Annotated in this window: 17 protein-coding genes and 1 pseudogene; 8 read left to right on the top strand and 10 right to left on the bottom strand. The window is 56.9% G+C overall.

The window, feature by feature from the left end:
• Positions 1 to 25: 25 nt before the first annotated feature.
• The 4 genes and pseudogenes from AXK12_RS09405 to AXK12_RS05220 form a co-directional block, all read right to left on the bottom strand.
• Positions 26 to 275: pseudogene (locus AXK12_RS09405) on the bottom strand (IS1595 family transposase); the annotation flags it as partial.
• 54 nt (positions 276 to 329) lie between these two features.
• Positions 330 to 893, bottom strand: coding sequence for a GNAT family N-acetyltransferase (locus AXK12_RS08535; RefSeq protein ID WP_082782666.1), 564 nt, complete (start codon positions 891 to 893; stop codon positions 330 to 332).
• A gap of 2 nt (positions 894 to 895) precedes the next feature.
• The gene (locus tag AXK12_RS05215; protein WP_082782667.1) at positions 896 to 1,807 is read right to left on the bottom strand and encodes a DMT family transporter; all 912 of its coding nucleotides are present in this window, start codon (positions 1,805 to 1,807) and stop codon (positions 896 to 898) included.
• Between the two features lie 82 nt (positions 1,808 to 1,889).
• Positions 1,890 to 2,807 carry an AEC family transporter gene (locus AXK12_RS05220; protein WP_068712167.1) on the bottom strand — a complete coding sequence of 306 codons (918 nt, stop codon included), beginning with the start codon at positions 2,805 to 2,807 and terminating at the stop codon, positions 1,890 to 1,892.
• 634 nt (positions 2,808 to 3,441) lie between these two features.
• Between AXK12_RS05220 and AXK12_RS05225 the strand changes: the two genes are divergently transcribed.
• From AXK12_RS05225 to AXK12_RS05235, 3 genes are read left to right on the top strand one after another with little or no spacing between them, the layout of a single operon-like run.
• Entirely contained in the window at positions 3,442 to 4,401 is a 960-nt protein-coding gene (locus AXK12_RS05225) for an MlaE family ABC transporter permease (protein ID WP_068712168.1), read from the top strand.
• A gap of 3 nt (positions 4,402 to 4,404) precedes the next feature.
• Positions 4,405 to 5,247, top strand: coding sequence for an ABC transporter ATP-binding protein (locus AXK12_RS05230; protein WP_082782668.1), 843 nt, complete (start codon positions 4,405 to 4,407; stop codon positions 5,245 to 5,247).
• Entirely contained in the window at positions 5,244 to 6,356 is a 1,113-nt protein-coding gene (locus AXK12_RS05235) for an MlaD family protein (RefSeq protein ID WP_231863550.1), read from the top strand. Before AXK12_RS05230 ends, AXK12_RS05235 begins: the two co-directional genes overlap by 4 nt.
• A gap of 410 nt (positions 6,357 to 6,766) precedes the next feature.
• On the opposite strand, the gene AXK12_RS05240 is transcribed toward AXK12_RS05235, so the two are convergent.
• The 4 genes from AXK12_RS05240 to AXK12_RS05255 all read right to left on the bottom strand — a co-directional run bounded on the left by AXK12_RS05240 (position 6,767) and on the right by AXK12_RS05255 (position 11,381).
• Positions 6,767 to 7,411, bottom strand: coding sequence for an HAD family hydrolase (locus AXK12_RS05240; protein WP_068712173.1), 645 nt, complete (start codon positions 7,409 to 7,411; stop codon positions 6,767 to 6,769).
• Positions 7,408 to 7,890, bottom strand: coding sequence for a 4Fe-4S cluster-binding domain-containing protein (locus AXK12_RS05245; RefSeq protein WP_068712177.1), 483 nt, complete (start codon positions 7,888 to 7,890; stop codon positions 7,408 to 7,410). The genes AXK12_RS05240 and AXK12_RS05245 overlap by 4 nt, the downstream gene beginning before the upstream one ends.
• Positions 7,887 to 9,941, bottom strand: coding sequence for an anaerobic ribonucleoside-triphosphate reductase (gene nrdD, locus AXK12_RS05250; protein ID WP_068712179.1), 2,055 nt, complete (start codon positions 9,939 to 9,941; stop codon positions 7,887 to 7,889). Before nrdD ends, AXK12_RS05245 begins: the two co-directional genes overlap by 4 nt.
• Before the next feature lie 213 nt (positions 9,942 to 10,154).
• Positions 10,155 to 11,381 (bottom strand): LL-diaminopimelate aminotransferase, encoded by a 1,227-nt coding sequence (locus AXK12_RS05255; RefSeq protein WP_068712180.1) that lies wholly within the window; start codon positions 11,379 to 11,381, stop codon positions 10,155 to 10,157.
• 70 nt (positions 11,382 to 11,451) lie between these two features.
• Here AXK12_RS05255 and panC point away from each other — a divergent pair, with 70 nt between their 5' ends.
• From panC to AXK12_RS05270, 3 genes are all read left to right on the top strand, one after another.
• Positions 11,452 to 12,294, top strand: a complete 843-nt coding sequence (panC, locus tag AXK12_RS05260) for a pantoate--beta-alanine ligase (protein WP_068712182.1) — start codon at positions 11,452 to 11,454, stop codon at positions 12,292 to 12,294.
• 147 nt (positions 12,295 to 12,441) lie between these two features.
• Positions 12,442 to 13,260: a class II aldolase/adducin family protein gene (locus tag AXK12_RS05265; RefSeq protein WP_068712184.1), complete on the top strand. Its 819-nt coding sequence runs from the start codon at positions 12,442 to 12,444 to the stop codon at positions 13,258 to 13,260.
• Between the two features lie 88 nt (positions 13,261 to 13,348).
• A complete protein-coding gene (locus AXK12_RS05270) occupies positions 13,349 to 15,550 on the top strand; it encodes a bifunctional rhamnulose-1-phosphate aldolase/short-chain dehydrogenase (RefSeq protein WP_068712192.1) in 2,202 nt (733 codons plus the stop codon).
• 169 nt (positions 15,551 to 15,719) lie between these two features.
• Here the strand turns inward: AXK12_RS05270 and AXK12_RS05275 are convergent, their stop codons facing one another.
• On the bottom strand, positions 15,720 to 17,399 hold the full coding sequence (locus AXK12_RS05275; protein WP_156468887.1) for a hypothetical protein: 1,680 nt from the start codon (positions 17,397 to 17,399) through the stop codon (positions 15,720 to 15,722).
• Positions 17,400 to 17,524: 125 nt separating this feature from the next.
• Here AXK12_RS05275 and AXK12_RS05280 point away from each other — a divergent pair, with 125 nt between their 5' ends.
• Complete coding sequence (locus AXK12_RS05280) at positions 17,525 to 17,974, top strand: metallophosphoesterase family protein (protein WP_068712196.1); 450 nt, start codon at positions 17,525 to 17,527, stop codon at positions 17,972 to 17,974.
• Between the two features lie 18 nt (positions 17,975 to 17,992).
• Complete coding sequence (locus AXK12_RS05285) at positions 17,993 to 18,826, top strand: M48 family metallopeptidase (protein ID WP_231863551.1); 834 nt, start codon at positions 17,993 to 17,995, stop codon at positions 18,824 to 18,826.
• A 74-nt stretch (positions 18,827 to 18,900) separates the two neighbouring features.
• Here AXK12_RS05285 and AXK12_RS05290 read toward each other — a convergent pair whose 3' ends face one another.
• Positions 18,901 to 19,452 carry an FKBP-type peptidyl-prolyl cis-trans isomerase gene (locus AXK12_RS05290; RefSeq protein WP_068712204.1) on the bottom strand — a complete coding sequence of 184 codons (552 nt, stop codon included), beginning with the start codon at positions 19,450 to 19,452 and terminating at the stop codon, positions 18,901 to 18,903.
• Positions 19,453 to 19,565: the final 113 nt, after the last annotated feature.

Genomic DNA, 19,565 nt, shown 5'->3' on the forward strand with positions numbered 1-19,565 from the left:
GGCTGTAGTCGATCAGGGTTTATATTTAGCAGCCATCACTGAGGATTTTGAGTTGTTGTTTTGGTGAACCAGAGTTGAAGCGCAGCTCACATTCTTTCAGGAACAAAGGGGGACGGTGTTCATGAATGCCATTGTTTTAGTGCCATTGTATCAGCACACGCTTGGCTTGGTTTTAAAAATTCTCAATCCCGTTGATGTATTTTTTCTTCGGCAAAGTCCGTGGAGTGATTGCTGCGTTCATGCTGCAAACGGCTCACATCAAGGTTGTTGTAAGCGCTGCATCTATACGGCGTATCTCGCGGCTGATCGGCGAGACCCAACGATTCCCGCTATTTAAGTTCCAACCTCAGCAAGGGACGGTCAAAACGACGACGACAGACCTCCTTAAATCCTTGCGCAAGAAAAACAGAAGTCTTGCCGACGAAAAGATCACTGGCCCCACTGCTGGCGATCGCATCACGCGGGCAGGCTTCAATCGCCCAAGCTCCCTTCTCCACCGCGTACTCAATGGCGTGACACAACAAGTGACTCATCGCACCTGATCGTCTGTGGCCGGCCTTGACAAAAAAACAGGAAATAAACCAATCATTTTTAATCAAGGAAGGTTTTGCTATGGAGGAACGACAGATCACTGGATAATCCTGCGAGGGAGCAAGCGCGCACCAACCATACGGCGCATCGCCATCAAAAGCCACAATTCCAGGCGACTGCCCTGTGTTCACAATGTGCTGGATGTATTGTTTTCTGCCATCGCGTCCCAGCTTCTCCCATTTGGGCCTCGGCAATCGCCACCAAGTACACCAGCAGCCGCTATTGCCACCTTGATTAGAGCCCATGACTTGCTCGAAATCTGACCAAGTTGCAGGCGAAAGCGCTTTAAAAGATGATTGCATCGCTATTGTTCTTTTCGTCCGGCATAAACTGCGACAACGATTAGCACCATCCCTGCCAGCATGGTCACTGTCGGCACCTCTCCAAGCCAAATAAAAGCGCCGGCAACGCCAAAAACGGGAATTAAAGTGAGCCACAGTCCTGCTGCGCCTGGGCGTAGATATTTTAATCCAATCAGATATAGCCAAAATGCCAGCGCATATTGAATAATCCCAGACAATGACGCATAAATAATCGTTCCCAGCCTCACCTCAAAGATGGACTGGTTGATCATCCCTGATACCGTTCCTGCAATATAAATAGAGATGGCGCACATTAATCCAATGAACTGTTGGCTGCTGGCAAGTACCGCGGCTGGAAAGCGATTTGCCCATTTTGCAGAGAGTACGACATAGCTTGCCGCAAATAGTGTTGATAAAACAATCAACAAATCCCCTGCCAGGCTCTTGTTGGCGTTGCTGGTGGCAGAATCATAAGAAACCAAGAGCAATCCTGTTACAGCAAATAAAATACAAGCAAAGAGATTCGCAGACGGTTTCTCTTTAAAAATTATCCATGCCAGCACCAAGATAAAGATGGGTTCTGTTGAGCCAATAATAGACGCACTGCCAGCCGATGTGAGACTCAAGCCCCACAAGCCCACGCTATAGGTAAGGCCGGGTTCCAAAATTCCGGTTAATGACGCTCTACCCAAAGAAGGCGAAATATATCTCCAAGGTTTATGAGGCATCGACAGTAGCAAGAGCGTCAATACACTTGCGATCAACTGGACAACCAAGAGCAGAGGCGCTGTAAAACTGTTTAGCAGATCTCGGCTCATAACGGTTGCGAATCCCCAACAAGCAGCAGATCCAATCATTGCTAGCGTTGCAATGACACCTACACGTTTATTTGCAGATTCTGTCGATGCACTCATTTTATCTAGGGATACGCTGGGATAAGCTATTCCGCGCATTTTCCCAAAAAGATCAGATATTCTTTAGATCACAAACAATATCTTAGAAGAAAAAACTGCCGAGGATGAGGGTAATGGTTATTCCGGAAAGCATAGTCGTCCAGGTTATGATGGAGGCCATCGCCTCAGAGTCACCGCCCATTTGCCGAGCAAGAATATAGGCGTTACCCGCACAGGGAACCGCCGCATACAATAGTGCGATATTTGCAGGCACGCCAGAAGCACCTTGAACTTTTAATAGAACCATTGTGCAGATTGGCATGATAAGCAGTTTTAGTGAAACGGCATAAATGGTGGCAATCGTCCGGCTGGCTTGCATGCTTAGCATCAGACCACTACCCACCGACATGAGGCTGAGCGGGGTCGCCGCGCTGCCGAGGTAGCTGAGAAACTGCTTTATAGCGCCTGTTATATTAAGGCCAATCACATTGATGGATAACCCAAGCAAGGCAGCAATAATCAGTGGATTTTTTACGATAGCGACCAGTGTGCCTTTGAACGATTTTTCCCCACCGTTGCCGTAGTGATTCATCACTAATACACTCATGACATTGGTTATAACTATCATGTAAGCGATGAAAATGCCTGATAGTGCTACGCCCTCTGCCCCAAATAAAGATTGAGAAAGGGCAATAAGCACATAGGAGTTGTAGCGAACTCCTCCTTGGGAAATAGAGGTAAATAAATCATTTCTTACTTTGATAACGTGCTGGCCGGCAAAGATAAGGGCAGCGACCATAAGAGTCCCGCCAATGGTGGCAACAATAGCTGTTGATGTGCCGGTATTATCGAAGTTTGCTCGGCTTATATCCAGCAGCAAGAGCGAAGGGAAAAATACATAGTAGACCAGCTTGTCTACCGATTTCCAGAAGCCGTCCTCCAGCAGGAAATAGTTTTTGCCAATATAACCGGCCACGATAAACAGAAAGATCGGCAGAATCGATAGAAAAGTGTTTAACATGCTACTGCCTCCACTCTTATGAAAAAAAGGGTCTTAGGAAGTAAATAGGTTTGTATGACATGTTAACTTTCTGATATGGGTAGTAAAAACAGGTACTTCAAGCGTTATTGACTATCTTAGTCTCAGGAGTGAATAACCCCGGCCTTGTTCCGGGGCTTCTCCGCCCCAGTTAGGGGAGCCTTTGGCTCGCTTGCTCTCGCCGTGAGTGGCGAGGCGTGCGCTTTGGCTCCTGAGACTAAGCGCAAAACCGATGTTTACCGCTCATCGGGCGCGGATGAGCGGTACGTCAATAAAACCGAAAAGGCCGGGTTGCTCTAAGGCAATGCGGCCTTTTGTATTTCAGGCTGATTACGCTACTCAAGTTCTGCCCATGACCGTTGCTCCGTCCGATAGCTCTCAAGCGCGCGCTGACTTCTCCCTCAATGAGGCGGCGGTGGGCGGGCGCGTGGCCACAGTCACGTTGTCAGGCCGGTGGAGTGTCATGGCGCGCAGGCCGAGTGCAGAGGACTTGCTCGCTGAAATGGCGCGGTCGTCGCCTCAGGTGACTACTTTAAAAGTGGTAGGCGCGTTCGATACGGAACGAGTGGCGGGGCCGGGTCTGCGCCCGCGACCCGCAGCCGAAATAAAAAGGGCTGTGGCTTGCTGGGACTCCTCGCTGCTCCTTTTCCTCTTTGACCTCAAGTGCGGCTGCGAGCGCGCAGGGATTGGCTGCGATCTTTCGCAAGTGCCGCCGCGCTTGTGCGAGCTGGTCGCGCAGTTTGCGGCGGCGCACGAAACGAGTGTGCCGCGCGACCGCTCGGAGCCTTTTCTAGCGACCGTGGGGCGCGAGACGCTTGATGCGCTGCGAAAAGGCAGGGAGTTTTTCGCGTTTGTAGGCGAGTGCGCGATCAGCCTCGGCGGGCTTGTCCGCCGTCCGCGAAGATTTCGCTGGGCCGACTGCCTAGAGCAGATGCAGCACTGTGGGGCGATGGCCCTGCCGATCGTGAGCCTCGTGAGTATCCTCGTCGGCATGACGCTCGGCTACACGGCGGCGCTCATTTTGCGCCAATATGGGGGCGACATCTACGTGGCCGACCTTGTAGGAATCTCGATGCTGCGGGAAATGGGCGCGCTGATGACAGCCATCGTTTTGGCGGGCCGCTCAGGTGCGGCCTTTGCCGCGCAGCTTGGTAACATGAAGGCGAGCGAGGAGATCGACGCACTGCGCACGCTCGGGCTCTCGCCGATCGACTTCCTCGTCATGCCGCGGCTGCTCGCGCTGTTTGTGATGATGCCGCTGCTCGCGCTCTATGCGAACTGCCTCGGCATCCTCGGTGGGATGCTAGTGGCCTCCGCGGTGCTCGATATTTCGCCCTCGGCCTACTGGGTCGAGATGCTGACGATTGTCGACTTATCCGACCTCGCCTCGGGCCTTATCAAGGCGGCGACTTTTGGCGTCATCGTGGGGCTGGCGGGCTGTTTGCGCGGGCTCCAAGCGGAGCGCAGCGCAGTCGGCGTCGGCATGGCGGCGACCTCCGCCGTCGTGACCGCAATCCTCTTCATCATCATCGCCGATGCGCTTTACGCGGTCGTTTTCGACATTTTGGGAATTTAAACAATGAGCGTTCCGGCTTCCAAGATTGGGTTCTCGCCAGAGTTGCTGCCGACCATCGCTGAAGCGCCGCCCGCGGTCGAAGTCGTCGGGCTGAGTTGCGGATACGGTGCTGAGGCGATTTTGGAAGACCTGCACTTCGCGGTGCGCACGGGCGAAATCTTTTTCATTATCGGCGCTTCGGGCTGCGGTAAGAGCACCCTGATGCGCAGCCTCATCGGGTTGAATCCGCCGCTCGCGGGGCAGCTGCGTTTCTTTGGGGAAGTGATGAGCGCGACTGCATCTGAGGCGCCTCGCCTTGCGGAAACGAACCCCTGCCAGCGTCACCATTTGGGGACGTCTTTCGGCGTGCTTTATCAAAGCAGCGCGTTGTGGAGCTCGCTGACGCTGCGCGAAAATGTGGCCTTGCCGCTGCGCGAGTACGGGCAACTGAGTCCGCGCGAGATCGACGAAATCGCGACGCTTAAACTTACCCAAGTCGGCCTGTGCGGCTTCGAGGATTATTACCCGTCCGAAATTAGCGGCGGTATGAAAAAGCGCGCGGGGCTCGCGCGCGCCCTCGCGCTCGATCCGCCACTCGTCTTTCTCGACGAACCCTCGGCGGGGCTCGACCCCATCAGCGCGCGCAAACTCGACGAGCTGATGCTGCAAATCCGCGACCTCTTTGGCACGACGCTCGTGGTGATTTCGCACGAGCTGGGCTCTATCTTCCGAGTTGCCGACCGACTCATCCTCCTCGACAAAGCCGCATGCGGGATAATCGCCGAAGGCGCCCCGCGCGAGCTTGCGCGCATGAGCACCGACCCAAGAGTGCGCGAGTTCCTCGGGCACGGCACAGCACACCAATGACACCGAATCAAAATCCCGCTCCCTCTGCCGCGGCGGCTCAACCTGCGACCGCGACACCGCGCCAAAAGAAAGGGTCCTCGACCCTGAAAACCAAGCTAAGCCCAGCCACTGTCGGAGCCTTTGTTATGGGAGCCTGTGCGCTCGGTATCATCGCGCTGCTCTCCTTTGGCGGGATGAGTTTCCTGTCGAAGCCGCAACGCTTTGTGGTCGATTTTGACGAAAGCATTCACGGGCTTGACCTCGGCTCGCCGGTCAAGCTGCGCGGCGTGCGTGTGGGCCGCGTGGCCGACCTAGGGGTGCGCTTCGATGCGCAGAGTGGGCGCGCGATAGCGACCGTGATTTGCGAGCTTAACCGCGACATCGTGAACGATGCCCAAGGTCAACCGCTCGACCTCTCCAGCCGCGCCGCGCTCGAAGCGCTTGTTGCCCAAGGGCTGCGCGCACAGCTCGGAATCATCGGGCTCGCGACCGGGCTGCTCTACGTGGAGTTGGATTTTTACGATTCGCCCGCCGCCGAGCAGTTCGCCTCGACTCGTCCGGATGGGCGTTATGCAAAGGTCCCCGCGCTGCGCTCCACGATTTCGGAGCTTCAAGCGAGCTTGAGCGACATCTTCGCCAATCTGCGTGAGGTCGATTTGGCGGCCCTGTCGAGCGAGTTACTCGCACTGAGCGCAAGCGTGCGTGGCCAAGTCGATACGCTCGACCTCGCCGCGCTCTCCACTGAGTGGGCGCAGGCGGGGGCCGCACTCAACGCGCTAGTGAGCAGCCCCGAGGCGGCGCAACTCTTCACCTCGCTCGACGAAACCTTGGCGGATTTGCGCGGAGTCCTCGACCGACTCGATACGCAACTCGAAGCCAGTGGGGCAGGGCTCGACACGACACTCCAGGAGGCGCGCAGCGCACTCGAGGGCTTCGGTGCCGCCAGCCGCGCTGCCGAAAAACTCATGACCGCGCCGAACGGCCTGGGCGAGGAAGCGACCGTCGCGCTGCGTCGCCTCTCTGAGGCGGCGAGCGCAATTGAGCGATTGGCTGACATGTTGGAGGAAAACCCGCGCGCTCTGATCTTCGGCAAAAAGAAGAAGCGACCTGCGGCGCCGCCAAAGCCCTAGGGTCTGTTCGCGTTTGAAACGCGAGGCATCTGGCTCGCGGCTCGCCACTCACGTGTGCTGCGCACGCTCGCCGCTGGCTGATACGCTTTTTTCCCACTGCGCGTGGGGCGGCAGCGTGTCGCTGCACCCATTTACCGAACGCTTGGCTGCCGTGCATACGCACGGCAACCAAGCGTTCGGTAGAAAGGAGGCCAAACTTGGAGGCGGGCGTTTATTAGTGATTTTCCCCATCTCACCCGAACGGGTTATCACTCTACTTTCCCCTCCCTGTCGCGACGCGACAGGGAGGAGTGCTTTCCAATTTGGGATTTCGCTTTCGCGCGATAGCGCGATGAGAAATCCCAAATTAAATGGAAGCGGTCACTGACCGCCGCACCACGCGTAGTGGAGGTGTCTGTGAGCGCTGACATTTACTTTGCGCGCAGCGCGGCGTGTAGGGCCGGTAGGCCGTCGAAGACGCGGGCGGCGCCCGCAGCGAGGAGTGCGTTGGCGGAGTGCGTGCCGGTTGTTACCGCCCAGCAAAGGAAGCCGCCGTTGTGCGCGGCTTCGACATCGAAGGGCGAGTCGCCAACCAAAAGCGTCGATTTGGGACTCGCCCCCAGTTCGCGCAAAACGTGCGCAGCGAGTTCGGGCTCGGGCTTTAGCCAAGGCGTGTCGCCCGCCGCATAGATGCCGGCGAGCAGTGGCGTCAGCCCGAGGTGCGCGCAAACGCGCCGCGAGGTCGCGCTATCTTTATTGGTGTAAACGGCGAGTTGTACGCCACGCGTATGCAAGTCGCGGACCAACTCCAGCGCGCCGGGCATCGGGCGCAGGTCGTCGAGCAGGATTTTTTGGGTAAAGGCGCGGTGGATGGGTAAGGCTGCGTCGATTTGATCTTGGGGCAGGAAATGGCCCATCGCATCGCGGAGCCCGCCGCCTACTGCGCGGCGGACTTCGTCAAGTGTCGGTGCAGGTTTCCCAAACTGCGGCAGCGTATGGCAGTAGGCGCGGTGAATCGTCGTAAACGCATCTACGAGCGTCCCATCAAGATCCAGTAAAATCGTTTTAAAGCTCATAGTGTTTTCCTAAAATTATTTTTTTGAAGAAGGGCGGTAATGTCTTTGGCAAGATAGCAGCCCGTATCTTGTGGGATTATTTGATAAAGTCGCTGATTCGTCGTTTCCGAATCAAGCGGGCCTCTTTCTTTTATATAGGGGCCGACTTTAATGTATTCAAAATACGCGAAAATTTCCTGGGGTAACTCGCTTCGCCCTGAATACCAGGCTCGCTTAAGCTCGTGTGCGAATACCGCGCGTGATAATTTCTTAAGTTCGTCCAAGCTTCGGTCTCCACCCATGAAACAGACACAAGTGATACCCGGATTTTGGGCGATCAACTCAACAAGCCTCTCGACAGTGAGCGGTTCGCCCGAGTCTTCCTGTAGCTCGGGCGAGTGGCAGCCTTCGCAGCGAAAAGGGCAATTCGAGAGATTAATCGCGAGAGTGACCTCGCCGGGAATTTCGCGAAATACGATGTCGTAGGTCGTATAGTTCATTTCTCTTTTCCGAGTGAGACTCTGCCCTCTCCTAAATAGTATCTGCGGCGAGCCTCGGTTTGGCGGCCAACTGAGAAATTACTCACGCGTTTCAGGTAGCCGATTACGCGGGTCAGATAATCGACGTCGTGGCTAGCGCATTTGGGGCACGTGTCGAGATACCGTTTGTCGATATGGTTACAGTTATTACAAAGCGTATTTGGGATATTGAATGTAAAGTAATTAGTCCCGTAAACGGTCGCGATACGCAAGATTTGGCGGTATTGCTCCTTCGAGAGGTGATGATCGAGATTCATATGGAGCGCGGAGCCTCCATCTAGATATTTGGTGAAATCTCGGCCATGGAGTCGGAATTTGTCGAGTAGCGTTAAAGACTCATCTTCGCTGGCGTAGTAATAGGAGTTATAACAATTTCGTGTCGGGGGCACCACATAGCCCGCCTCTTTGTCCCACTTGTAATGTTTGACGCCCAAGTTTTCTGCCGGGACGAACTCGGTGTTAAACATTAACTCTTTCGTCCGGGCTTTCCGGTTTTCTTCATAGAAAACCTTAAGAATGCTGTCTGCAAATTGCCTATACTCCTCGCAGGGTTTTATTGGAATGCCCAAGAACTCTGCGGCCTCGACCATGCCGTTGATTCCGATGGTAAGGTATTGTTTCTCCATACTAATCAACCCCGCCTTATAAATCGGAAGTGCATCGTCCTCATAGTATTCCTTAAGAATCTCATTAAAGGCGCTTTGGTATTTGTGGATTTTTAGCACCTGCGCGCGCAGATAATCGACATGATTAAGATTTTGGCGCGTGGCATTTTGAACGAGGCGGTTGATATTGAGCGTCATTACCGATTTTGAGCCCGTTGCGATGCCACCTGCGCCCAGCGTGTAGGAGAAGGTGTTGTCCTGGATTTCGTTACGCAAGCGGCAGCACGACGCGAGCGAGTCGGGATTATCGGATAGGTAGGTAAAGAAGGAATGCCCTTTTGCATACATTTGTGCGCTAAAATCGGCATACTCGGTGTCGATAATATCCTGCCCATCCGTGAGCATGGCCATCGTTTCTACCGGGAAGGTGAGGACGTTTTTTCTACGTTCCTCGTTAAGCCACTCCATGTGTCGTTTCTGAAGCCAAGAGACAGATTCCCATTGCGGAGTGCTCCCGTCGGGAAATACGAAGCTCTCAAACATTCCCCTAAAATAATTCTTATCGAAATACGAAATGTTCCAAAAAGTGCTTTGGTAGTTTCGCGCGGCGGCAGGCTGGTTGAGTGAATAGACGACCTGTTGGAACTTTTGAGTGAGGTGCGAATCGATTGTGCGCGTGCCATCACTCAAAGTGCCGGGGTGGATTTGGGCTTCGTATAGGAGTCTCTCTTTGAGTGTATTCAGCTCTTTTTCGGCGAAGTCGTGATTTTGCAGTTCACTGATGTTTTTGAACCATTTGCCCGAACGGGTTATCAGCTTTCTAAGTTCGCTGCCTACGATAAGAAAGTTATCATGACTTTTGTGATAGTCGGGGCCGAGGTCTTTTCGAGCGAAGTAATCAAAGTAGAGTAGATACTCTCCGGTGGCGACTGCGCCTGCGAACTGGGCCGATACGGCGAAGACCAGATTAATAAACGTCCCGCAAAATGAATCGAGGTTTTTAGGTTTTGCGGAGAGCCCTCCAATCTCTTTTAACCCGTTATTAAGATACGGATACATGGAGATAGTGACGCAGTAGGGGTAAATAGAGGACTCGTCGTGTTTGTAGAGTTCGTGCGTTTCGAGTTGGCGGAGATATTCTTTGGCGAGTGATTCGCCATATAGCGCTTTGATCTTTTGACTCAGCCGGTAGCGGTTGAGCTTGATTATTTCTCCTTTGAAAAGTTCGCCGCTAAGTGTGGCTAGGTTCTTTTCTGTGACGTTAGCGTTGGCATCGTATTTACTGCCGGAGGCCGCATTTATTGCGGATAAGTAGTCGCCAATAAATTTAACCTTATGGCTTAGGTAACTTTCGTGAGTGGCGTTATGGCGGGGGAGCGAGTGGCTCGGCTGAGCTTGAGGCGGCATCTGGACGGCGTAGGGACGGTTTTGGTTTTAGGCGAAACGTTACCGGATAGGAGAAGTGTTTGCGCCGTCCTAGAGAAACTCACCGCTGCTGCCGAACTATGGCTGGGGCTCATCCAGCAGATAAGGGCCGACGATTATTTGAGTATAATCGTCGGCATTTTTTGCGCAGGGCTGTGGACAAGAACGATGCCGCCGTGCGCAAAATAATAACGCTTATGAGGCCAATGCCTTCGCGATGCGGTCGAGCGCGGTCTCGACATTTTCGCGCGAGTTAAAGGCACTGATGCGCACATGGCCTTCGCCGCATTTGCCGAAGCCTGCGCCGGGCGTGCACACGACTTGTGCTTCGTTGAGGAGCTTGTCGAAGAAGGCCCACGAGTCGGTGCCGGTGTTGATCCAGATGTAGGGCGCGTTGTCGCCACCGATACAGGGCAGCCCCAGCGATTCGAGGCGGGAGCGAATGAGCTTTGCGTTGCCCAAGTAAAACTCTGTCAGCGCGCGGGTTTGTTGTTGGCCTTCCGCGCTGTAAACGGCGGCGGCGGCACGCTGGATGGGGTAGGCGACACCGTTAAACTTGGTCGTGTGGCGGCGGTTCCAAAGTGCGTGCACGCTGTGCGGCGCACCGGCCGAGTCGTAGGCGTGTAGGGACTTAGGCACTACGGTGTAGGCGCAGCGCGTGCCGGTGAAGCCGGCGATTTTGGAGAAGCTGCGAAACTCGATGGCGACTTCGCGGGCTCCCTCAATTTCGTAAATAGAGTGCGGGATTTGCGGGTCGCGGATAAAGGCTTCGTAGGCGGAGTCGTAGAGGATGATGGCGCGGTGCTCGCGTGCGTAGGCGACCCAAGCGGCGAGTTGATCGCGGGTGGCGACGGCACCGGTGGGGTTGTTGGGAAAGCACAGGTAAATGAGGTCGGTCGGCGTGTCCGGGATGGCGGGCACGTAGCGGTTGGCAGGGGTGCAGTCGAGGTAGGTGATTCCTTCGTAGCGGTCGTCGATGTTTGCCCCGGTGCGCCCGGCCATGACGTTGGTGTCGACGTAGACGGGGTAAACGGGGTCGGGAATGGCGAGCCGGATGTCGGCTCCGAAGATTTCTTGGATGTTGCCCGAGTCGCACTTTGCGCCGTCGGAGACGAAGATCTCGTCGGCCTCAATCGCGCAGCCTCGCGCCGCGTAGTCGTGGGCGGCGATCGCCTCGCGCAGGAAGGGGTAGCCCTGCTCGGGGCCGTAGCCGCGAAAGGTGTCGCGCGCGGCCATCTCGTCGGTCGCCGCGTGCAGGGCGCTCACGCAGGCGGGCGGGAGCGGCTCAGTGACGTCGCCGATCCCGAGGCGGATGATTGGCTTGTCGGGATGCGCGCTGGCGTAGGCAGCGACGCGCTTGGCGATGTCGCTAAACAGGTAGGAGGCTTTAAGCTTAGTGAAGTTTTCGTTGATGCGGATCATGGCTAATAAAAGAGCTCGCCGTGGGCAAAAAGGATAGACGCCCAAGGGCTCGCAGCACCTTTCTAGGCGCATGCAAATCGTCGAGAGTATTTCGGACATGCAAGCACTGGCTCGTACATGGCGCGCAGAAGGACGGCGCGTCGCACTCGTGCCTACGATGGGCAGCCTCCATGCGGGCCAAGCTGCACTCATCCGTGCTGCGTGCAGCGCGGCTGATGTCGTGGTCGTGGCAACGTTTCTCAACTCGCTGCAATTTTCGCCCAACGAGATTGTGGAGCACTACCCGAGCGACCCTGCAGGCGACCGGCAGCTTTGCGAAGAGGCCGGTGCCACCGTGATGTTTGCGCCGCGTGCTGCGGAGATTTACCCGAGTGACTACTCGACCTATGTGAGCGAAGAGCGCATTGCCGCGCCGCTGTGCGGAGTGTCGCGCCCGGCGCATTTTCGCGGCGTGGCGACGCTGACCACCAAGCTGCTCAACATCGTGCAACCGCAGGTCATCTACTTTGGCCAAAAGACCGTGCAGCGCGCCGCTGTCGTGAGAAAGCTGATACGCGACCTCGGTTACTCAATCGAGGTGGCCGTCGTGCCGACCGAGCGCGAGCCCGACGGCCTGGCCTACGGGCTCGTCAATCGCGAGTTTACCACCTCGCTTCGCGCTCAAGCCCTCGCCGTTTATCGCGCGCTGACTAAGGCGCGCGAAATGGTCGCAGCGGGCGTCCGCAGCCCTGACCGGCTGATTGCCGAGGCGACGCACATCCTTGGCGAGGAGCGGCGGTTGCGCGTCATTTACATCGCAATCGTTGACCCTGAAACGATGGAGGCCGTGCGCGAAGTGCTGCCCGGCAAGAGTCTCCTAGCGATTTCTGTGTGGGTCGATGAGCACCGATTGCTGGATAATATCCTCTTGTGAGCGTGGCGAGTTAGCTGGTGCATCGTGCGGGCAGCTAGCGCGTGTGCGTCCACTGCGAGTCACTCTGCGAACCCGCACTGTCAGGCCTGTGTGCGTAGTGTCACCGATTGACAGGGTTTGGGCGGAATCTAGCAAAACCGCCTACGCATGCCTCGCCCCGCAAACGCCCCCGAATCGACGCTCGAACCGCTTTTAACTCTCGCTCACGAGTTGGGGCGCGAAGCGCGAAACCTCGCGATTCTCGGCGAGGGAAATGTGTCCATGAGGCGCTCGCAGTCCGCCCTTTCCGAAACCCGTGCGGGCGAAGAGGCGGGACGCACGTTTTTTGTAAAGGCGAGCGGGTCTTGCCTCGCCACCTTGGGCGCTGAGGGGGTGGCGGAGTGCCGTGCGTGCGAGCTGATTGCTGCGCTCGACTCACGCGCGATGAGCGATGCGGAGGTCGAGGCCGCGTTGCTCGGTTCGCGCGTTGCGGGCGACGCCGCGCGAAAGCCCTCGGTCGAGGCGATGTTTCATGCGTGGCTGCTTACGCTGCCGGGGGTGAATTTTGTGGGGCACACACATCCGGTCGCAGTGAATGCGATTTTGTGTTCGGAGCGTGCGCGTGACTTCGCCGCGTATCGGTGTTTCCCCGACGAAATCGTGTGCTGTGGCGCGGCATCGGTCCTCGTCCCCTACGTCGATCCTGGGCTAAAACTCGCTCAGGCGATTCGCCGCGACGTGCTGGCCTTTATCGAGAAAAACGGCCGCGCGCCGCGCGTCATCCTACTCGAAAACCACGGTCTCATCGCACTCGGTGCCACCGCGCCCGCTGTGCTCGCAGCGACACTCATGGCGACCAAGGCCGCCGAGATTTTCCTCGCTGCCGCTGCGCTCGGCGGGCCGCGCTTTCTTAAACCCGAGCAAGTCGCTCGCATCGCTGGTCGGCCCGACGAGCACTACCGCGAAAAGGTGCTCGGATTGCGCTGATTGGCATGGATTTTGCCCACTCGCCCAAACGGAAGCCCCCCTTTTTCGTCTCGCGCCCTTACCTCTGCTTTTACGCACACCACCTTTCATGAAGCCCTACACGCATGTGAATTATCTCTGGGACGAGGCGAAGGCCGCTGCACTCGATCCGGTGGAGCGGCTCGTTTACCGCTCCAATCTGCTCGGTAGTGACCAGCGCATTACAAACACAGGCGGCGGTAACACGTCGTCGAAGCTCATCGAGCGCGACCCACTTACGGGAGAGCCTGTCGAGGTGCTTTGGGTGAAAGGATCGGGCGGCGACTTGCGCACGAGTAAGCGCGAGAATTTTGCGTCGCTCTACCAGTCCAAGCTTCTCGGGCTTCAGGCGATCTATGCGGCGGCGAACCCAGAGGGCGAGCGCGGGCTAAAGTCGCAAGCTGAGGACGACATGGTCGGCATGTATACGCACGCGACGTTTAACCTAAACCCGCGCGCCTCTTCGATTGATACGCCGCTGCACAGCTTCTTGCCGGGCAAGCATGTCGACCACATGCACCCAAATGCGATTATCGCGATTGCTGCGAGCGAGCGTTGTGAGGAACTCGTGCGCGAAATCTTTGGCGGCGAAATGGCCTACGTGCCGTGGATGCGGCCCGGCTTTGAGCTCGGGCTTGCTATGCAGGAGATCGCCCGCGCGAACCCAGGGCTGCAGGCGATCATGATGGGCCAGCACGGTTTCATTTCGTGGGCGGATGACGACCGCGCGTGCTACACTTACACGCTCGATTGTATCGAAAAAGCGGCCGCCTACATTGAGAAAAAGTATGCCGAGAAGGGCGGCGATGCGGCCGCGTTCGGCGGGGCGAAATACCACGCACTGCCCGAGGCCGAGCGGCGTGCGACGCTCGCCGCACTCTTGCCTTGGCTGCGCGGGCAGGTCTCGCAGCAACGCCGGTTCATCGGCACGATTCAGGAAGACGCAGCGATTTTGCGTTTCGTTAACTCACACGATGCGCCGCGCCTCGCCGAGCTTGGCACGAGTTGCCCAGACCATTTTTTGCGGACGAAAATCAAGCCGCTCTACGTCGATTGGAATCCGCAGGCCGAGGATCTCGCTGCGCTCAAAGCGAAGCTGGCGGAGGCCTTGGAAAGCTATCGCGCGGACTACGCGGCGTATTACGCGGCCTGCAAACGCCCGAACTCGCCCGCCATGCGCGACCCGAACCCGACGGTCGTTCTTATCCCAGGGCTCGGGATGATTGCGTGGGGCAAGGACAAGTCGGAGTCGCGTGTGACGGCCGAGTTTTACAACTGTGCGGTCGAGGTCATGCGCGGGGCCGAGGCGATTGACCGCTATATCGCGCTCCCGCAGCAAGAGGCATTCGACATTGAGTATTGGCTATTGGAGGAGGCGAAGCTCCAGCGCATACCTGCTGAAAAAGAACTCGCGCGGCAGACGATTATCGTCGTCGGCGCGGGCTCCGGCATTGGTAAGGAGACGGCGGCTCGGCTTTCTCGCGAAGGCGCAAACATCGTCTGCGTCGATATGAGGGCGGAAGCCGCGCAGGCGACCGCTGCGGAAATCAGTGCGCGGCTCGGGAGCGGAATCGGCGTTGCGGGCAGCGGGATTTCCGGCTGCGGTCCGGCGATTGGGCTGGCTGCAGACATCACCGACCGTGCGAGCGTCCGCACGATGCTCGATGCCGTTGCGCTCGCTTACGGCGGTTTCGACTCGATCGTGGTCACGGCGGGCCTCTTTTGGCCGAGCGATACCAGCGGGCGCATCCCCGACGACAAGTGGGCACTCACCTTCGGCGTTAACGTGACCGGCAGCTACATCGTCGGTGACGAGGCGGCGAAGACGTGGCGCGAACAGGGGCTTAAGGGCCAACTCGTGCTGACCACCTCGGCGAATGCGGCGGTGGCGAAAAAAGGCTCGCTCGCCTACGACACTTCGAAGGCGGCGGCCAACCACCTCGTGCGCGAGCTGGCGATCGAGCTTGCGCCACTCGTGCGCGTCAACGGCGTCGCGCCTGCGACAGTGGTGCAGGGCTCGGCGATGTTTCCGCGTGACCGCGTCATCGGCTCGCTCGCCAAATACGGGATAGCTTACGCGGAGGACGAAGCGACCGAGTTGCTTGTCGCCAAGCTCGCTCAATTTTACGCCGACCGCACGCTTACCAAGTCACCCATTAAGCCCGCTGACCAAGCCGAAGCGTATTTTCTCTTAGTAAGCCAACGGCTGAGCAAAACGACCGGTCAAATCATAACCGTCGACGGCGGCCTCCACGAAGCCTTCCTCCGCTGAAGCAGGTCGGTGGTGAGCTGTGCCATTTGCGTGTGAGTGATGCAGCAAGGGCCTCCCCGTCGCTTGGCGGCGGGGGCTGATTAAATAATGAGTATTGTGGGTATCGATTTTGTATCCTGACGAGTCGCTTGCTGGCGATTCGTCAGAATACGAAGACTAGCGGTTATAATTAACTGCGTTCAGTCTCTGCCTCTCTCAACGGAATAACATCGCCCGCCTGCCAAATTACCCAGCCATCGACCTCATAACTCGTCCACTCTTCGGGATCGTAGTCCTTAAAACTTTCGCGGATGATAGGCGCACGCTCAAGATCTACCCCTTCAGCTCTCATCGCAAAGGCGAGCCGGGGCGCTCGCCCATGCCTTTCTATCGGATTTACTATATCGATTAACATGAACCGCGTTGTCGGGTGGCGACTCCGATTTGTAATTAAAATATCTCCAGGGTCAGTTGCTACGATTATAGAGTTTTCCTCTCCTGCGAGGCGTTGTAATATTTTTTGTACCGGCTGAGGTAAGTCGCACATTATATTCTCCGCCTTGGCATACGATAAATGGGTTTGGGGTGATGCCATATTCAGGTGTCGCTGCAACAGGGTAGCACAGCCAAACAGTACGATCGACGTGAGAATTACCCGGCTTCCCCAAGAGAGTAGGCGATTGGGATCGGTAAGTCTGAGCCCAAGCGCTAGCAATAACAGCATAGCTACTGGCTGATAATGACGACTTTCATAGCTGATAGCCCCTCCACTCCATAAGAGAGCGAAAAATATCAAACCCACTATTAAGGCAGTGATGCCTGCAATGCGATCTACCAGCGCTCGCCTCAAAGTGAGCCAAACATAGAGTGCAAGTGGGAGAGGCGATAGTAAGCTCAATGTTGGGCTGAACTCGGTCCATGCATCCTCACTTTTTATTCCGAAAAAATGATACGATAGGTAGCCTACGATTCTATCGATTCCCAATAGCCCAAAAATCGGCCCGAAGAAACTAAAGCCTAAGGACTCCCAGAAGTTTCGATCTGTCATTCCCTGCGTTCCTGGAGTATGGCTAGTGTCTATCAAGAAGTGTCTTCCAAGTATGAACAAAATGCCGACGCACACTATGGGGTAACTCGCTGACCATAAGAGTCTGAGTGATGTCGGCGAGTAACCTCTGGCTTTTGCATCTCTGAGTGCCTCAGCCCACAAGAAAACAAGTATTGCCAAGGAATAGATAGCAAAAGAGTGCTTTCCAAATGCGCCAATAAGAAAAACAAGAGGGAGCACTATAATGAATGGGATCGTGCGTTTGCGCAGTGTCCATGCAGTAAAGGCTGCCCAAGGCCAGACCGCAATCTGTGCGGTCTCACCGCCGATAAAATGCCCAAATGAATAAAGCATGTAATGGGTGGAGCACGCTACCGCTGTAACCCAAGGAAGACTCTGGTTTGGAATCTCCATACTGCGTGCCAGCGCGGCGAAGCCTAGCCCGAAGAGTAATAGCCCGAGGGCAGAAACGATGATGCTCGCTGTTCCGAGTGAGAATCCCAAGGTGTGGAGAATCCCGATTGGGATATACTGCCCCGGTGCCCACCAAGTGACGGGATATTCGATATTCTCAGCGATGTTGTTGGAGTCTGGGGTAAGAATCGTGTTCCAAGTTCCTCCTTCAACAAAGTTTAGCCACGACATGAGCCCAATAGCGGGGTCAGCGTTGATCACCGGCGGGGCGATGAAGAGTGCGCAGGCACTGCCCAATAAGGCAGGAATAAGTACTGCCAAAAGTACTGCGCGCAGCGGAAAGGGTTCTTTTGAGGTAGGCGGAAGCGGTTCTGTGTGTGCTGTCGCTGTGGCAATCGTGTGGGGCATGCGTGGTGGCGGTTTTACGGTCAATTGGGGAGGCGGCTCTTCTTCGTATTAACTTGTAGTAATAGTGTTTGCTTGTGGCTGAATCAGATCGAGGTAGAGGTGTAAACCCTAGCTTCCCTATTTCTATGCGCGTTGCTGTTTTTTCTGATACTCATGATCGGTTCCCTTTGGGGCTGGCGGAGCGGTTTTCAGTGGGGTCGGCGGACGAGATTTGGCATTTGGGCGATGTCTGCGAGCCGAGTGGCTTAGTGGAGTTTGAACAGCTCGGGGTGCCGTTGCGTGTAGTGCAGGGAAACTGCGACTGGGATGTGCGGTGGCCGCTTTCGCTTACCTTGGAACGAGCGGGGCTGAGGTTTTACCTGACGCATATCCCGCCGAGCCCGAGTGAGGTGAGGCGTGATGTGCATGCGGTTTTGCATGGTCATACGCACCAGCCGCGCGACGAGATGATCGGAGGGCTGCGTTGGCTAAACCCGGGGAGTGCTTCTCAGCCGCGTGGGGGAAGTCGTGCGGGTTTTGCGTGGCTGGAGGTCGAGGGAGGGCGGTTGACGCGCTGGGAGCGGGTTCTCATCTAAGCTCTCGGAGTCATGAGCATGCTCGGGCAGAACACTGTTAATCTTTCGCCTGAAGAGGCGGTGCAGGGAGACTTGTTTGAGTTGTGGAGACAGGGCGACGCAGAGGTGAAGGCAGTTGTGGCCCCTGATGGGCGAGCTGCTTCGGGGGGGCAAATAAAGGGAGCTGCGGGGGCAATCCGTTTTGAGCGCAGTGTGCGGGCGCGGCACTACCGGCTGACTTTGCGGCGTGATGGCACGGCCCTGGTCACGATTCCGGCACATGGATCGCAGCGCGCGGCGGAGAAGTTTGCCGCGCAACATGCCGAGTGGTTGGCGCGTGCTCGCGAGCGGCAAGCGCAGCGTCCCCAAGTGCCTACTGTGTGGGCCTTGGGGACTGCGGTTTTGTGGAGGGGCAAGCCGTGCGAAATTCGTGTGGCCAGCGCGGCAGAGCTAGGCTCGTCGAAGTGGCGGGTGCAGCTGAGTTTGGGCGGGGAGTTGTTTCGGGTCGCGACGTTAGCGGGCGATTTGAGGCCGACTTTAGAGGCGCATTTTGCGCGGATTGCGCGTGCTGAGTTGCCGCTGCGGACTGCGGAGCTGGCGGCGAGTGTCGGGCTAGCGGTGAGGCGAGTTACGGTGCGCGACCAGCGTTCGCGTTGGGGGTCCTGCTCTTCGCGAGGGACGATTTCGCTGAATTGGCGGCTAGTGCAGACTCCGGCCTTTGTGCGCGACTACATCATTTACCACGAGTTGATGCACCTTAAGGAGATGAACCACTCGGCGCGATTTTGGGCGCGAGTCGAGGAGGTGTGCTCGGTGTGGCGCGAAGCAGAGGCTTGGCTAAAGCAAAATGCCAGCCTCCTAGCTGCGGCTTAGCTTTTTCCCATTCGCCTTTCCGATCCGTATCGAGCGAGGCGCCGGGGGGGCGTGCTGCGTATCGCGTGCCGCTTTCAGTTTCGGATTTCGAGCAGCTCGACGTCGAAGACGAGAGTGGCCCGGGGCGGGATGCGCGGGGGGCGGCCTTGGATGCCATAGCCGAGCCAGTGCGGGATGATGAGTGTGCGCTTGTCGCCGACACGCATGTTGAGGAGGGCTTCGTCCCAACCCTTGATGACTTGGCCGAGGCCGACGCGGAAGTGCAGCGGCTCGCTGGCACTGGCATCGGCCCGTTTGCGCGAGCTATCAAAAACGCTGCCGTCGAGGAGGCGGCCTTCGTAGTGGACGAGGACTTCGTCGCCGATGTTGGGCGTGGGGCCTTTACCCGCGGCGCGGGGCACGTACATGAGGCCGGACTTCTGGGTGTGCTTGCCCGGGAACTGCGTGTCGACGAGGAGCGTGTCTTCGGCACTGAGTTCGAGTTGGCCGGTGCCTTCGAGGGCTTGGCGCATCGCGCTATTGATGGGCCGGCCCGGGTTGGAGCGTGCGAAGATTCCAGTGCGCACGACGATGGCGATAGCGAGGAGTGAGAGCCCGAGGAGGACTGGGACTAAAAGATTCCGCATGAGGGGGCAGAGGCTAAGGGACGGTATCTGCCCTTCGCGAATCAATTTAAGGTAAATTGAGCTACGCAGTAGTTTGGCGGGGGGAAATCTTAAAATCCCCCTTTGAAGACGAG

This window comes from Cephaloticoccus capnophilus (assembly GCF_001580045.1).
Classification (GTDB): Bacteria; Verrucomicrobiota; Verrucomicrobiia; order Opitutales; family Opitutaceae; genus Cephaloticoccus; species Cephaloticoccus capnophilus.

Bases quoted from the DNA above. Each gene is read 5' to 3' on its own strand.
- AXK12_RS08535 (WP_082782666.1), bottom strand. From the start codon at position 893: ATGCAATCATCTTTTAAAGCGCTTTCGCCTGCAACTTGGTCAGATTTC.
- AXK12_RS05215 (WP_082782667.1), bottom strand. From the start codon at position 1,807: ATGAGTGCATCGACAGAATCTGCAAATAAACGTGTAGGTGTCATTGCA.
- AXK12_RS05220 (WP_068712167.1), bottom strand. From the start codon at position 2,807: ATGTTAAACACTTTTCTATCGATTCTGCCGATCTTTCTGTTTATCGTG.
- AXK12_RS05230 (WP_082782668.1), top strand. From the start codon at position 4,405: ATGAGCGTTCCGGCTTCCAAGATTGGGTTCTCGCCAGAGTTGCTGCCG.
- AXK12_RS05235 (WP_231863550.1), top strand. From the start codon at position 5,244: ATGACACCGAATCAAAATCCCGCTCCCTCTGCCGCGGCGGCTCAACCT.
- AXK12_RS05240 (WP_068712173.1), bottom strand. From the start codon at position 7,411: ATGAGCTTTAAAACGATTTTACTGGATCTTGATGGGACGCTCGTAGAT.
- AXK12_RS05245 (WP_068712177.1), bottom strand. From the start codon at position 7,890: ATGAACTATACGACCTACGACATCGTATTTCGCGAAATTCCCGGCGAG.
- nrdD (WP_068712179.1), bottom strand. From the start codon at position 9,941: ATGCCGCCTCAAGCTCAGCCGAGCCACTCGCTCCCCCGCCATAACGCC.
- AXK12_RS05255 (WP_068712180.1), bottom strand. From the start codon at position 11,381: ATGATCCGCATCAACGAAAACTTCACTAAGCTTAAAGCCTCCTACCTG.
- panC (WP_068712182.1), top strand. From the start codon at position 11,452: ATGCAAATCGTCGAGAGTATTTCGGACATGCAAGCACTGGCTCGTACA.
- AXK12_RS05265 (WP_068712184.1), top strand. From the start codon at position 12,442: ATGCCTCGCCCCGCAAACGCCCCCGAATCGACGCTCGAACCGCTTTTA.
- AXK12_RS05270 (WP_068712192.1), top strand. From the start codon at position 13,349: ATGAAGCCCTACACGCATGTGAATTATCTCTGGGACGAGGCGAAGGCC.
- AXK12_RS05275 (WP_156468887.1), bottom strand. From the start codon at position 17,399: ATGCCCCACACGATTGCCACAGCGACAGCACACACAGAACCGCTTCCG.
- AXK12_RS05280 (WP_068712196.1), top strand. From the start codon at position 17,525: ATGCGCGTTGCTGTTTTTTCTGATACTCATGATCGGTTCCCTTTGGGG.
- AXK12_RS05285 (WP_231863551.1), top strand. From the start codon at position 17,993: ATGCTCGGGCAGAACACTGTTAATCTTTCGCCTGAAGAGGCGGTGCAG.
- AXK12_RS05290 (WP_068712204.1), bottom strand. From the start codon at position 19,452: ATGCGGAATCTTTTAGTCCCAGTCCTCCTCGGGCTCTCACTCCTCGCT.